We start from the raw sequence: 13973 nt of genomic DNA on the forward strand, positions 1-13973 counted from the left end.
TCAAAAACCTCCTTTATTTTCCTATACAGAACCTTGAAAATATACTTCCCAGCACATCTTCAGTGCTTATAACCCCAAGAATTTCTTCCAAGTAGCTAAGGGCTTCCCTCAAATCAAGCATGATTATCTCTGGAAATATGTCTTTTCTCTTCAGTCTGTATACTAATGATTTTAACACTTCCAGGGATTTTTTCAAGAGGTTTTCGTGTCTGACTGTTATGTAAACCTGTAGACCGTTGCTTATGTGAAGGCCAAGTTTCTGTAATATTGTTTCCTTCAGCTCCTCAATTCCGTGATGGGAAAGTGCGCTCACCCTTATAGCCCCGGGAAAGGTCTCCAGCACACTGTGCTTAATACCCCTGTCCACTTTGTTTGCCACCACCATATGCTCCAGCCCTTTTACCATGGAGTATATCTCCATATCTTCTTCTTCCAGCCAATTGCTGGCGTCCACCACGAAGAGCACCATATGTGCCTCCTTTAGCTTTTGCAGGCTTCTCTCTACCCCTATCCTTTCCACCGGGTCTTCTGTATATCTTATGCCTGCCGTGTCTATAAGGTTTACCGGCACGCCCTTCAGTGTAAGCGTTTCCTGAAGAAAGTCCCTGGTTGTGCCTGGAATTTCGGTGACTATTGCCCTTTCTCTGCCAAGGAGGGCGTTAAAAAGGGAGGACTTTCCCACGTTGGGTTTTCCTACAATGGCAAGGTTTATGCCCTTTCTGAGATACTCTCCCGTTTTTACCGTGGAGAGAAGTAGCTCCACGTCTCTCATGAAACTTTCAAGAAGCTCTAAGACCTGCTCTCTGCTCAGCGTGGGTATATCCTCCTCGGAGAACTCTATGTCTGACTCTATGTAGGCGAGGAGTTCAAGTAGTCTTTCCCTGAGAGAATTTATGAGCGAGGATAGCTCGCCCTGAAGCTGTCTCTGTGCAGATTTGAGTGCAAGTTCAGACCTTGCACCTATGAGGTCCCCTACCGCCTCAGCCTGAAGGAGGTCCAGCTTTCCGTTTAGAAATGCCCTTTTTGTAAACTCCCCGGGCTGTGCAAGCCTTATACCTCTTGAGAGGAAAAGCTCAAGGGCTCTCTTTAGAATGAGAGGGTTTCCGTGCAGGAAAAGCTCCACCATATCCTCGCCCGTGTAGCTCCTTGGTGAAGGGTAGAATATGAGAATCCCCTCATCCAGCACGCTTGAGTCCGCATCCTTTAACTTCACCAGATGGGCATACCTGGGCCTTACCTTTCCTTTCAGAACCAGCAGGTCCCTTATCCTCTCCATCACGCCCAGACCCGACAGCCTTATGGCTCCTATGGCACTTTCACCAAAGGGTGTAGCTATTGCCACTATGGGTTCTCTCTGCTTGACCATGGAGGTTTCAGGGAATAACTATATTCAGTCCATAACCAGCGTCAAGCCCTCTGCATACTCAAGGGCTTCCTCGTATTCCCTTCTGTCTATTCTCCTTGAAAGCTCAGGGTATTTGTGAGCCTGATAGTAGGGCATATACTGTTCCATCACATTGACAGCCATGCGCGGAGAGATTGCCCTCAGCTCTTCCATTATTTTCCGTGTTCCCGCTATGCTGCCTGGGAGAAGGAGATGTCTTATCAGGAGGCCCTTTATGGCTATGCCTTCTGCGTTTAGCTGAAGGTCGCCTACCTGTCTGTGCATTTCCCTTATGGCGGAGAGGGCTACTGTGTGGTAATCTCTCACCTTTGAATACTTTTTACCTGCATGGTCGTCTGCATACTTGAAGTCTGCAAGGTATATGTCCACTATGCCATGGAGGAGCTTCAGGCTCTCTAAGCTATCGTAAGAGGATGTGTTGTAGACTATGGGAATTCTCAGCCCGCCCTTCACCGCCAGGTAGAGGGATTCCAGTATCTGGGGCACCACATGGGAGGGACTTACCAGGTTTATGTTATGACAACCAAGCCTCTGCAAACTGAGGAATACCTCTGCAAGCTCTTCAGGCCTTAACTCTTCCCCCTCTCCAAGATGGCTTATGGTGTAGTTCTGACAGTAGACGCATCTCATGTTGCAGTAGGAGAAGAACACGGTTCCGGAGCCTCTCCTTCCTCTTATGGACTTTTCCTCGCCCCTGTGGGGGAAGTAGTCCGCCACCACCACATACCTACCAGTTTTGCAGTATCCTGTTTCATTTTCCAGTCTGTTTACACCGCACATGTGAGGGCATACTTCGCAGTGGGAGAGCATTTCAAGAGCCTTACCTATACGCTCCTTCCATTCCTCCTCACTCAGATTCAGGTATGAGGGATGTTTTCTTTTCATGTTTTTTGAGGTGCCAACTGAGTTATAATATAAGCCATGAAACTAAAAATTGACAGGGGAGAGTTTCTGTCCGCTCTTCAGAAGGCGAAGAACGCCACAGAAAAGAAGTCTGCCCTGCCCATACTCAACAACTTCCTCCTGAGTGCAGAAAACGAGACTTTGAGCCTGAAGGCAACCGACCTTGAAAACTTCCTTTCCCTGCAAGTCCGGGCTGAAATTGATGAGGAGGGAAGGACTGCGGTCAACGCAGACAAGCTCACAGGTATAGTTAAGAGCCTTCCAGGTGCTACCGTATCCCTTGAACTGAAAGAGGACAAGCTGGTTTTAGGGGGAGGAAGGAGCACTTTCAGGCTTACAACCCTTGACCCGGAGGATTTCCCTGAGTTTCCTCAGCCAGAAACCTCTGCAGAACTCCCTGCCATGGACCTTTTGAGGGCGATAGAAAAGGTGGAATACGCCATATCAAAGGATGATGCCAGGTATGCGCTCCAGGGTCTTTATGTTCACGAGGTGAACGGGAAAACTCACTTTGTGGGTTCAGATGGGCACAGGCTTGCCCTTTTCTGGAGAAACTCCCCCTTTCCTGTGGAACTTCTAATACCAAGAAAGAGCCTCAGGGTAATTCAGGGGCTCATGAAGGACTATATCGGTCCTGTTTACTCTGGCAAGGATGAGTCCTTTGCCCACTTCACAGGCGAGGACTGGAGCCTTTCTGTAAGGCTTCTGGAAGGTGAGTATCCAGACTACATGGCGGTTATACCAAGAAGCTTCAACCATGAGGTGCTCCTGAAAAGGGAGGACTTTCTTGAGAGCCTAAAAAGGCTCTCCGCCATAGCAGAATCCTCTGCCTTTCCTGTAAAGATAAACTTCTCAGACCATCTTGCCCTTCTTGAGATCTCTGACCCCGAGTATGGGGAGGGAAGGGATGAGGTGGATGTGGATTATGGCGGTGAGCCTGTGGAAGTGGGCTTTAATGGCAAATATCTCATAGAAGCACTTGACAGCTTTGACGCAGAAAGGGTCTGGGTAAAGATCGTGGACCCCGACAGCGCAGTGGTAATAGAATCTGATGACGCAGAGAAAGACCCCTATCTCTGCGTTGTTATGCCCATGAGGCTCTGAGAACTGGCTTTCTGTTAGCCTCAGCCTCTTTTATCCTTCTTACTGGAGTTCTGGTAGGCGAAGCCTTCAGATACTCTGGATTTTTGAGGGCAGTCTCTACTATATCTCTCATTGCCCTGGCAAAGCCTTCAAGGGTCTGGGGGCTTTCTGTCTCCGTTGGCTCTATCATGAGGGCTTCTCTCACCGTCAGGGGGAAGTATACGGTGGGTGCATAATAGCCCCTGTCTAAAAGCGCCTTTGCAATGTCCATGGCTTTTATGTCCAACTTCAACAGGTTCTGAGCAGAAAGCACAAACTCGTGCATACAGGGAACATGCCCGTAGGGGTCAACAAAAAGGTCTTTAAGTAAGCTTCTCAGATACCTTGCGTTCAGAACCGCATACTTTGCCACCTGGTCTATCTCAGAGCCGTAAGAGAGTATGTAAGCCAGAGCCCTTACAAAGACCCCCACATGTCCGTAGAAGGCAAGTAGCTTTCCCACGCTCTTTGGTCTTTCCCAGTCAAGCCTGTATACTCCATCTTCAAAAACCACCTGTGGCACGGGAAGATATGGCTCAAGCCTTTCTGAAACCCCTACCGCACCACCCCCCGGACCTCCGCCACCATGTGGCGTTGAGAAGGTTTTGTGGAGGTTAAAGTGCATTACATCCACACCCCAATCTCCCGGTCTTGCCATGCCCACAAGGGCGTTCATGTTGGCACCATCCATGTAGAGAAGGGCATCCTTCTCATGAAGAGCCCCTGCCATATCTCTTATTCTTCTTTCAAATATACCCAGCGTGTTGGGGTTTGTTATCATGAGGCATGCCACGTCATCGCTCAGCTTTTTTTGAAAGTCCTCCCAGTCAAGCTCTCCATCTTGGTTGCTCCTTACCGTTATCACCTCAAAACCACACAGAGCTGCGGTTGCTGGATTTGTCCCATGGGATGTGTCGGGGACCAGCACCTTCCTTTTATGAAGGTTTCCCCTGTCTCTGTGATAAGAGAGTATCATCAAAAGCCCCAGAAGCTCCCCCTGAGCTCCCGCAGCGGGCTGGAGGGATACTTCTTTAAAACCTCCTATTTCCTTGAGAAGCTCCTTTAGCTCATACATGAGCCTGAGAGTTCCCTGGGCGTGCTCCTCTGGTGTCATGGGGTGCAGGTTAAGAAAGCCCTCAAGACCTGCAAGCTCCTCGTTTATTCTTGGGTTGTGTTTCATTGTGCATGAGCCCAGGGGCACCATGGTGGTGTCTATGGCATAGTTGAGCTGGGAAAGTCTCGTGTAGTGCCTTACCACATCCAACTGTGAGACCTCAGGAAACCTGAGTTCCTCCCTGAAGTGTTCACCCAGATACTCTCTAAGGTCAACCTCTTCCACATCGAGCACCGGCAGGCGGTAGCCTCTTGTGCCCTTTGAAGAGAGCTCAAAGATTAGCATTCAGAAATTATACACCTTATATTTTTATTAGCTATGACTGATGCAGGATATGCTTTCAGGGGTTATGCATTTCTGGTAGTTTCCTTTCTTCTCTTTACTGCCGCTGTTATTGTGGGGCTTTTCCATCTTGAGGAAAGAGGACTTTTCTATTTTGCCCTCCTTGGTGGCACCTCTGCCCTTTTTAGCTTTGCCCTGTTCTCTTATGCAGTGGGCGTTTATAAGTTTCTGAGGGAAGAGTATTCAAGGAAAAGGAGCCTGTGGTCTTTCCTCTTTGACTTTCTTGCGGACCTGAGGCTCGCCATCTTTATAATGCTGGTGCTTGCCATTCTTTCCATGCTGGGCTCCACCTACGTGCAACAGAACCAGCCCATAGAGTTCTATCTTGACCGATTTGGTGCAGATATAGGCTACTGGCTATGGAGGCTGTGGATAACCGATGTGTTTCGTTCCTGGTATTACATTGGTTTTATAGTGCTTCTTGCAATAAACCTCATAGCCTGTTCCTTTAAGAGGCTTCCAAGGGTATGGATTCAGACCTTTACAAAAGAGAGGTTCCAGAAGCTTGACGAACACATGGAAAGGCACCTCAAGCCCATATCTGTGGAAGTAAACCCTTCAAAGGAAAGGGTTGCCCGCCTCCTTGGCAGTATGGGCTTCAGGGTATTCATGGAAGAGGAAGGTGGGAGGACTTACTTCTACGGGGAGAAGGGAAGGTATGCGCGTCTTGGTGTCTATGTGGTGCATATCGGCCTTCTTGTCATAATGGCAGGTGCTCTTATTGATGCCATATGGGGCATAAGGGGTTCTGTTATAATCCCTGAGGGCTCAAGAAGCGATACTCTTATCATACCCGCCAAGGAAAAAGCAATAAAGCTACCCTTTCAGATAGAACTAAAAGACTTCAGGATTGTAAGCTATGAAGAGGAGTTTCAGAGGAAGGGAAAGACCAGAGAAACACCCTTCAAGGACGCTATAGCCAGCTTTGAGAGCGACATAAGGATAATTCAGGATGGAAAAGCGGTTGCGAGCGGCATGACCGCGGTAAACTCCCCCTTTGACTTTGGCACCTACAGGATATTTCAGGCTACTTACGGGCTAACTGGTGAAGCGGGAAGAGCGAAGATAGCCATCTTTGACAAAAAGCTGGCTCCAAAAGACCCGCAAAGGGCTTTTGTGGGAGATGTGGAACTCAGAGCCGGAAAAGTCTCCGAGTTCAGAAACATGCTCCTTTCCATAGACAGGTCAACCCTCAACATAGAGGATGAGCAGAAGGGCTTTCAGGGAGAGCTAAAGCCTGCCCTTGTGGTAAAGGTTCTAACGGATGGAAAGGCCTACGATGTTCCCGTTGTCTATTCGCCTGAACTTACAGTCTTTGCCCAGTCTCAGCTTTCAGAGCTTTCAGATTTCCCCTATGTTTTTTTCCTCGTGGACTTTGAACCTCAGTTCTTCAGCGGTCTTCAGGTCTCCCGTCAGCCCGGCACACCTCTAATATGGTTTGGGTCCATCATGGTGGTGGGTGGAATGCTTCTTGCCTTTTACACCGTTCACAGAAAGGTCTGGGCAAGGCTTGAGGGGAGCACCCTGAAAGTAGCCTTCTGGTCTCACAAATTCAAAGAAGAGTTCAGAAAGAGCTTTATAAGGTCTCTGGAGGTGCTAAAACATGAAAGTGCTTCTCATGGAAAAGAACCTAATACTTCTTAGCAGGATAAGGTCTTCCCTGAGCAGTTATGAGGTCAGGGCAGGCACAGAATACAATAGTGAAGAGGTAGTCCTTATAAACCTTGAACAGTTTCCAGTGGAGAGAGTGGCTGAGCTTAAGGCTCTTGGGGCAAAGGTAATAGCCTACTGCGGACACAAAAACATAGAGCTGAGTAGAAAGGCAAAGGAGCTGGGTGCAGACCTTGTGGTGCCCAACAGCCAGATAGTTCAGGCTGGAAGCCTACTCCAGACCCTCTGAAAGTTCCATAATCCTCTGCGCCTGAAGCTCTGTAAGAGGGATAACAGAAAGCCTAGGCATTCTTATGAGCGGAGAATCTCTAAAGACCGGCTCAGCTTTCAGAAGGCTCAGAGGCACAGGATTTTTGAGCATGCCCGCAGGCTCTATATCCACCACCCACAGACCATCACCGTCTTTATAGGCTTCACATATAACCTTTGCAAACCCCACCACGGCTCTTGTGTTTCCGGTATGGTATATAAAGCATGCATCACCCTTTTTCATACTGCTCATATGCTTCTGGGCAAGAGGATTTCTCACGCCATCCCATCTGGTCCTGCCTTCTCTGAGAAGGTGCTCATAAGAGTATTCAGAGGGTTCAGTTTTGAGAAGGTAATACATTCAGGAACACTTCTCCGCAAGGGATTTTATCATGGGTGGCATGTAGCCAAAGACCCTGCCCACCTCCTGACCGTTCTTTACGAATATAAGAGTTGGAGAGCCTATTACTCCGTAAGTTCTCACAAGCTCCCTGTCTTTTGTTATATCGTATACCTCCACCTTCAGGTTTGGATACTTGCTCAGCTCCCTGTAAGATGCCTTGCAGGAAGCACAGCCGGGCTGTTCAAAGAGCAGAACCTGACAGAGGGCAAGGGCTACTGTAAGCATAGTTTAAATTTAATACCGTGCAGGAGTTTGTGCAAATATGCCTTGAGCTTGCCAGAGAGGCCTTCGGGAAGGGCGAGGTGCCAGTTGGCTGTGTGGTGGCAAAGGATGGAAAAGTAATAGCAAAAGCCCACAACAGAGTAGAAGAGCTGAAAGACCCCACAGCTCACGCAGAGATGCTTGCCCTGAGAGAGGCTATGAAAGTCCAAGGGCAGAAGTATCTTTATGGATGTGAGGTATATGTTAGTCTTGAGCCATGCCCCATGTGTGCCTATGCCATGGTGCTCGCAAGGGTGGAAAGGGTGGTATTTCTTGCTACAGATGAAAGGTATGGTGCGGTGATGAGCAGGTTTGGGCTGTTTGATGAGCCAGCTTTCAACCATAGAGTAAGGTGGGAATACCTGCCAGTAGAGGAGGCAGGCAGGCTTCTGAAGGAGTTTTTCAGGGAGAGAAGGCTATAATATTGGCATTCAGCCATGCATATCTGTGAGAGGCTAAAGATCAGACCCTTTGTGAAATGGGCAGGAGGTAAGCGTCAGCTGGTGAAAGTTCTCAGAGAGCACTTGCCAGAAAGTTATCAGACATACATAGAGCCCTTTCTGGGAGGTGGAGCTCTTTTCTTTGAGCTTATGCCAGAAAAAGCCGTAGTGAGCGACATAAACGAGGAGCTCATAAACGCTTACAGAGTAATAAGGGAAAATGTAGACGAGCTTATACAGGACCTGAGCAGGCATGTAAACAGTCCAGAATACTATTACCGTATCAGGTCCCTTGACCCCAAGAAACTTGACCCTGTGAAAAGGGCAAGCAGGTTCATATACCTTAACAAAACGTGTTATAACGGCCTTTACAGAGAAAATTCAAAGGGAGAGTTCAACGTGCCCTTTGGTTATTATGAAAACCCCAAGATACTGGACGAAGAAAATTTGAGAGCTATCAGCGAATATTTTAATTCCTCACAGGTAATCATCCTAAACAGCGACTTTATGGAGGTCTGTGCTCTGGCAAAAAGTGGAGACTTTGTTTACCTTGACCCGCCTTATTACCCTTATGACAACGTTTCTTCCTTCACTAAATATACCAGATACGACTTTACAGAAAGAGACCATTTAGAACTTGCAGAAGTTTTTAAAGAGCTTAACAGGAAAGGTGTGTATGTTATGCTCACCAATTCAAACACAGACTTCATAAAAAGGCTATACAGCGGTTACAGGATAAAGGAGCTTTACGCATTCAGGGCTATAAATTGCAGGGGAGACCTTCGTAAAAGGAGAAAGTCCGACCTGCTTATAACCAACTACTGACATGCTCACAGATAGAATTGAAAAGGCCAGAAAGCTGATAGGGGAGCTCTCAGAGGGAGATTACAGAAGGCTTGGCAGGACTTTAGGTGTGGGCATGTATCTCTTTAACCTCCTAAAAGACAGCCTTGAGCCCTCTTACCTTGAGCTCTTAAAGGATTTTGACCGTCTGTCTCTTGAGAAGAAAAAAGCCATACTCAGAAGCCTTGAGGAAAGGCTAAAGCATCCACTCCCCAGTCTGGAAGTAGACTTTTCAAAGGTGGAAAAAAAGCCCATAAGTGCCTTTTTCAAACCTCTGGAGGAGCTAAAGAGCCTTGAGGAGAAGGAAAAGAGGACTCTCAAAGCCCTTGGCATAAAAGACCTATACTCAGCTCTGTGGTTTGCACCCCTGAGGTATGAGGACAGGAGGCTTCTACACACCATAAAAACCGCAAAGCCAGGACAGAAGATAGCCCTGAAGTTGAAAGTCCTCTCCACCGGATATGACCCCAAGGAGAGATATCCAGCCTGGGTGCTCTGTGAGGATGGCACCGACAGAATCTATCTGAGATTCCGCTACAAGGACCAGAGACCTCTTTACTCCTTCAGAAGAGGTCAGGAGCTTGTGGTTTACGGGAGGCTCAAGGAGTTTGGTGGTGAAAAGTATATGGTGCACCCGGAGTTTCTCAAGGAGGAAGACTCTGGCAGAATTCTGCCCTTTTACTACATAAGGGTTGATGGGGAGCTAAGGAGCATATCCGCAAAGAAGAGGCACGAAAGAATCAGAAGCGTGCTTTCAAGGCTTTCTGAGGCTGCAAAGTTCATGCCTGAGTATCTTCCGCAGAAGATACTTGAGGAGAGAAGGCTTCCACGCATAGGGGAGAGCCTGTATCTTCTCCATAAGCCTGTAGGCTTTTCTGAGGAGGAGCTAAACAGCTTTTCCACTCCTTTCCAGAAAAGGCTTATCTACGAAGAGCTTTTTCTTTTCCAGCTTGCCCTATACATTATAAGGTCTCAGGTTAAAGCCCTGCCGGCTATAGCCCTGAAAAATCCAGAAAAGAGCATAGAGGAGTTTTTGAGGTCTCTTCCCTTCAGACCCACCCAGGCACAGAGGAGAGTCATAGGGGAGATGCTTCAGGATATAAAAAGCTCAAAACCCATGAACAGGCTTCTGCAGGGCGATGTGGGCAGTGGAAAGACGCTGGTTGCCATGGCTCTTGCCTATACCTTTGCAAAGGAGGGCTATCAGAGTGCCATAATGGTGCCCACTGAAATACTGGCAGGTCAACACTACGAAAACTTTAAAAGGTTCCTTGAACCACTGGGTGTTCAGGTGGGTCTTCTCACTGGCTCTGTAAGGGCTTCTGTTAGAAGGAGCCTTCTCCATCATGTAAGCAGGGGAAACATAAGCGTGCTAATAGGCACCCATGCCCTCATTCAGGAAGGTGTGGAGTTTCACAGGCTTGCCCTTGTTGTTGTGGACGAACAGCACCGCTTTGGCGTCATGCAGAGAAGGCTTCTTCTTGAGAAGGGAAAGGGCTTTTACCCACACTGCCTGGTGATGAGTGCAACGCCCATACCAAGAACTCTCGCCCTTTCTCTTTATGGAGACCTTGACCTTTCTGTTATAGACCAGATGCCTTCCGGTAGAAGGCCTGTGATAACAAAACTACTTTTTGATTCAGAGTTTAATAAAGTCCTTCAGGCAGTCAGGGATGAGCTTTCAAAGGGCAACAAAGTGTATGTTATATACCCTCTTATAGAGGAGTCGGAGAGCCTTGAGCTCAAGTCTGCAGTCAAAGAATATGAGAGATGGAAAGGGCTTCTGCCCGGCAGGGAGGTGCTCCTGCTTCATGGCAGGCTCAGGGATGAGGAGAAGAAAGAGGTGATGGAAAGGTTCAGGAGTGGGGGTGATGTGCTTGTTTCCACCACAGTGGTGGAGGTTGGCGTGGATGTGCCAGAGGCAACCCTTATGGTTGTTGAGTCTGCTCAACGCTTTGGGCTGTCCCAGCTACACCAGCTCAGAGGAAGAGTGGGAAGGTCGGACAGGCAGGCCTTCTGTTATCTCCTTGTGCCCGATGAGCTAAAAACAGACAGGGAGGCCATGAGGAGGTTGAGAGTTCTTGTGAGGTCCAACGATGGCTTTGAGATCGCTGAAGAAGACCTCAGGCTCCGTGGACCCGGTGAACTTCTTGGCGTATCCCAGTCTGGATACTTCGGCTTTATGGTGGCAAATCTGGCGAGGGCTCAGGACAGAGCCATACTTGAGCTTGCCAGGGAGGATGCAAGAAGGCTACTGGAAGGGGACCCACGCCTTGAAAGGCATACAGACCTCAAAAGGGTTCTGCTCCACCGCTACGGAGACAGAATGGACCTTTTCTACGTTGCCTGAAAGGCAGGCGTGCAGAGAAGAAACCTGAGCCCAAAGTAGAGCCTCCATACGTGGAAGCTGTATGTGTAGGCATACAGGCTGTAGCTTCCCTTTTCTACGACTGACTCCCTTATGGACCTCTGGTCAAAGACCTTGTAAACCTCACCGTCCTTTAAGAGAAAGATAAGAACCCTCCTTTCAAAAAAACTGACGCTGAGGACTGCTGGAGCCCTGAAGCCCTCACCGGGAAAGAAAAAGCCGCTGCTTGAGTAGGCATAAACCTGTGGGGGCATTTTTCCTACAAAGGGTATGAGGTTCTTAGCCTCAAAGCTACCACACTGGCCTGAATAGTAGAGGTTTTTCCTCTTTCCCAGGGTAAAACTGTAGTTCGGTATGTCAAACTTCCAGAGAGATATAACGATTGGCATATCAGAGGCGAGGGGGCTGCATGGAATCTGTTCCATGACTGAGTATGGGTCTGAAGGCTCATGAAAGGAAAGCCTTTTCGGTATGTATTCAAAGGAAAAGTAGGCAAGCCATTTCCAGAGCCCCATGTCCCTGTAGCCTCTTGCCTTATCTTCAAGATAGCAGGCGTGTAGTCCTCTCTTGCTCAGTTCCTCCTCAAGCTTAACCGGGTTACCTAAGGGGCTGTTGTATACGCTCCGTGGGTTGACTGCACAAGCACACTGCTTCTGGAAGGGGATGGGAGCAGGAGAGGTTATAGAGTAGTTTACATGCTCCACATAGGTGGCAGGCAGGCAGTGGTAGAGAAAAAAGCCAGCTACATAAAGGCTAAGCAATAATCTAATAACTCCCGGGCATCTCTTCCTCCACCTTGTTCAGATTTTTGAGCCTGTATATGTAAAACCTCCTTATCTCCCTGCCTCTCCAGAATATGGGAAGTTCCCTTTCCTCAATTATACCCTCACTTGCCCTGAGCACCCTTTCATCTATGGGTCTGTAGTCCACAAATATGGCATCCCCCTCGTAGTCTTTCTCCCACAGGTCATACTGGTTCATCCTCCTTCCCAGGTTTATGCAGTAGGTTCTGGGATTTCCCTCCACATAGAAGGCAAGCTCTGCGCTTATCTGATAGTGTGGGCTAACTATTTTTTCACCCTTTTCTCTCATTTCAGAGACAGTCCTACCAAGCTCAGACCATCCAATGCCAATCTTTGTAGGGTCCCTCTGCGGTGGAAGGATACCCCCAAGCCCTATCCGGTCAAGCAGTGGAGTAAAGTGTAGAAAGATAAAAAGCAAAAGGCTGAGAAGGTATGCGGGGACAAGTAACATGCTCCTTGAAAGAAAGGTGCTAACCAGCACAAGGGCAGAAAAGTAGGCAAAGCCAGACCAGTTTGCCTCAACCTTCTTGAAAAGGGAAAGCCCAGCAAAGAAGAGAAAGGGAAGAAGAGAAAAGAGGACAAAAAAGGCTTTCTTTCTGTCCCCCAAACCCTTCAGCCAGATATAGGGCAGAAGAAGGAAGGGTATTACAGATAGAAGAACCAGCTGACCGCCCATAAACTCAAGAAAGGAGTCAATGTTAAAAAGCCCTGCAGACTTGCTGGCAAGTGTGGAAACATGTCTGAAGGAGACAAAATCATGCTTGTAGTTCCAGTAAAGCACTGGGAGGCTCAGACCTATTGCAGGAAGTAAGCTGAAATAGGGTCTGTAATCTTTCAGAAGCTCTCTTCTAAACAGGAAACCGTAAACAAGGGCGCATGGTAGTAAGAAAACTGCCGGATACTTACTGAGAAAGGTAAGCCCTCCCAGAAAGCCGGCAAATAGCCAGAGCCATGTGGAGTTTCTTTCAAAGGCAAAAAAAAGCACCATCACCGTAAGAGACCAGAAGAAGATAAGGGGTGCATCCGTGGTCATCAGTATGGAATTAATGGCAAAGCCCACCGTGAGCTGGGGCAGAGTGGAGGCTATGATTGCAGACCTTTGGTCAAAAACCCTTCTTACAAATAGATAGGTCAGTATAGAAAGCAGAAAAGAAAGCACTATGGGCGTTATTCTAACTGCAAGCTCGGAGACTCCAAGAAGTTCCCTTGTAAGGAGATTCATGTATGCCACCATGGGCGGCTTTGAGTAGTAGCTCAGGTCTGGTCTTCTTGACCAGTCCCAGTATTGAGCCTCTTCAGGCGTCAGGTCAAGGGGATAGTAAAGCACATAAATAACTCTGAACAGCAGCATAAAGAGGTTAAAGAGAATAACAAGGGTCATGCCTTAAAGCTGTGTTCTCTGCCCTCCATAAGCCTTATGAGGTTTTCCCTGTGTCTGTAAAGCACAAAGAAAAACATGAGGAGCGCCATCAGTAATATTCTGAGAGGATAACCAGAAAATAGCAGGAGAAACACCGCAAGGGCAGAGGCACTCAGTGATGCCAGGGAAACTATGCCCTTCCATCTGAAAATAAGACCCCAGAAGGCTAAAGAAACGATAGCTATGAAGGGAGATATGGCTGTCAGTGTTCCGAAGGCTGTAGCCACCCCCTTACCGCCTCTGAAGTTATGGAAGACAGGATACATGTGTCCCAGAAGGCTGGCGAGCCCTACAAAAAAGGCAGTCCAGCTCTCGAGCCCGAAGTAAAGCCTTGCGAGAAACATGGGCAACAGCCCCTTTGAAAAATCAAGAAGGAACACCAGGAGGGCATATTTCTTACCGAGAGCTCTTCCCACATTTGTGGCACCCACGTTCCCACTGCCCACAGACCTTATGTCAATGCCCTTTGCCTTTGCTATGTGTTCACCAAAAAGCACTGAACCGTAAAGGTAGGCAAAGAGCACAAGAAGAACGCTGTCCATGGGAATTATAATAACGCAAGTTGCAAGTTATAGCATCCCTGCACTCCAGAGCCTATGGAGATTGTAAGAAATTACCGCCATGTAGAT

Annotated in this window: 14 protein-coding genes; 6 read left to right on the forward strand and 8 right to left on the reverse strand. The window is 48.1% G+C overall.

The genetic code is table 11. The features are described 5' to 3' along the window. Window positions 1-13 precede the first annotated feature (13 nt). Together mnmE and WHS43_06670 are read right to left on the reverse strand one after the other, a co-directional pair. A complete protein-coding gene (mnmE, locus tag WHS43_06665) occupies window positions 14-1366 on the reverse strand; it encodes a tRNA uridine-5-carboxymethylaminomethyl(34) synthesis GTPase MnmE (protein ID MEJ5339320.1) in 1353 nt (450 codons plus the stop codon). 24 nt (window positions 1367-1390) lie between these two features. Beyond that, complete coding sequence (locus WHS43_06670) at window positions 1391-2290, reverse strand: radical SAM protein (protein MEJ5339321.1); 900 nt, start codon at window positions 2288-2290, stop codon at window positions 1391-1393. Between the two features lie 36 nt (window positions 2291-2326). On the opposite strand from WHS43_06670, the gene dnaN reads away from it, so the two are divergent. Next, the gene (gene dnaN / locus WHS43_06675; GenBank protein MEJ5339322.1) at window positions 2327-3412 is read left to right on the forward strand and encodes a DNA polymerase III subunit beta; all 1086 of its coding nucleotides are present in this window, start codon (window positions 2327-2329) and stop codon (window positions 3410-3412) included. Here the strand turns inward: dnaN and gcvPB are convergent. Then, on the reverse strand, window positions 3393-4829 hold the full coding sequence (gene gcvPB / locus WHS43_06680; protein ID MEJ5339323.1) for an aminomethyl-transferring glycine dehydrogenase subunit GcvPB: 1437 nt from the start codon (window positions 4827-4829) through the stop codon (window positions 3393-3395). The two genes, dnaN and gcvPB, sit on opposite strands and share 20 nt — an antisense overlap. 33 nt (window positions 4830-4862) lie before the next feature. On the opposite strand from gcvPB, the gene WHS43_06685 reads away from it, so the two are divergent. Together WHS43_06685 and WHS43_06690 are read left to right on the forward strand one after the other, a co-directional pair. After that, entirely contained in the window at window positions 4863-6530 is a 1668-nt protein-coding gene (locus tag WHS43_06685; protein ID MEJ5339324.1) for a cytochrome c biogenesis protein ResB, read from the forward strand. Further along, window positions 6490-6786, forward strand: coding sequence for a hypothetical protein (locus WHS43_06690; protein MEJ5339325.1), 297 nt, complete (start codon window positions 6490-6492; stop codon window positions 6784-6786). The genes WHS43_06685 and WHS43_06690 overlap by 41 nt, the downstream gene beginning before the upstream one ends. On the opposite strand, the gene WHS43_06695 is transcribed toward WHS43_06690, so the two are convergent. Together WHS43_06695 and WHS43_06700 are read right to left on the reverse strand one after the other, a co-directional pair. Next, on the reverse strand, window positions 6769-7167 hold the full coding sequence (locus tag WHS43_06695; GenBank protein MEJ5339326.1) for an EVE domain-containing protein: 399 nt from the start codon (window positions 7165-7167) through the stop codon (window positions 6769-6771). The genes WHS43_06690 and WHS43_06695 overlap by 18 nt on opposite strands. Continuing rightward, complete coding sequence (locus WHS43_06700) at window positions 7168-7434, reverse strand: thioredoxin family protein (GenBank protein MEJ5339327.1); 267 nt, start codon at window positions 7432-7434, stop codon at window positions 7168-7170. It lies immediately after the preceding gene. Window positions 7435-7451: 17 nt separating this feature from the next. Here WHS43_06700 and WHS43_06705 point away from each other — a divergent pair, with 17 nt between their 5' ends. The 3 genes from WHS43_06705 to recG are packed head-to-tail and all read left to right on the forward strand — an operon-like array spanning window position 7452 to window position 11103. Continuing rightward, window positions 7452-7892: a nucleoside deaminase gene (locus tag WHS43_06705; protein ID MEJ5339328.1), complete on the forward strand. Its 441-nt coding sequence runs from the start codon at window positions 7452-7454 to the stop codon at window positions 7890-7892. Between the two features lie 15 nt (window positions 7893-7907). After that, window positions 7908-8735 carry a DNA adenine methylase gene (locus WHS43_06710; protein MEJ5339329.1) on the forward strand — a complete coding sequence of 276 codons (828 nt, stop codon included), beginning with the start codon at window positions 7908-7910 and terminating at the stop codon, window positions 8733-8735. Window position 8736: 1 nt separating this feature from the next. After that, complete coding sequence (gene recG / locus WHS43_06715; protein MEJ5339330.1) at window positions 8737-11103, forward strand: ATP-dependent DNA helicase RecG; 2367 nt, start codon at window positions 8737-8739, stop codon at window positions 11101-11103. On the opposite strand, the gene WHS43_06720 is transcribed toward recG, so the two are convergent. The 3 genes from WHS43_06720 to plsY are packed head-to-tail and all read right to left on the reverse strand — an operon-like array spanning window position 11091 to window position 13886. After that, window positions 11091-11882: a hypothetical protein gene (locus tag WHS43_06720; protein ID MEJ5339331.1), complete on the reverse strand. Its 792-nt coding sequence runs from the start codon at window positions 11880-11882 to the stop codon at window positions 11091-11093. The two genes, recG and WHS43_06720, sit on opposite strands and share 13 nt — an antisense overlap. A gap of 4 nt (window positions 11883-11886) precedes the next feature. Further along, window positions 11887-13305 (reverse strand): glycosyltransferase family 39 protein, encoded by a 1419-nt coding sequence (locus WHS43_06725; protein MEJ5339332.1) that lies wholly within the window; start codon window positions 13303-13305, stop codon window positions 11887-11889. Further along, window positions 13302-13886, reverse strand: a complete 585-nt coding sequence (plsY, locus tag WHS43_06730) for a glycerol-3-phosphate 1-O-acyltransferase PlsY (protein MEJ5339333.1) — start codon at window positions 13884-13886, stop codon at window positions 13302-13304. Before plsY ends, WHS43_06725 begins: the two co-directional genes overlap by 4 nt. Window positions 13887-13973: the final 87 nt, after the last annotated feature.

The sequence above is a fragment of the Aquificaceae bacterium genome (genome assembly GCA_037481935.1).
GTDB lineage: Bacteria > Aquificota > Aquificia > Aquificales > Aquificaceae > Pampinifervens.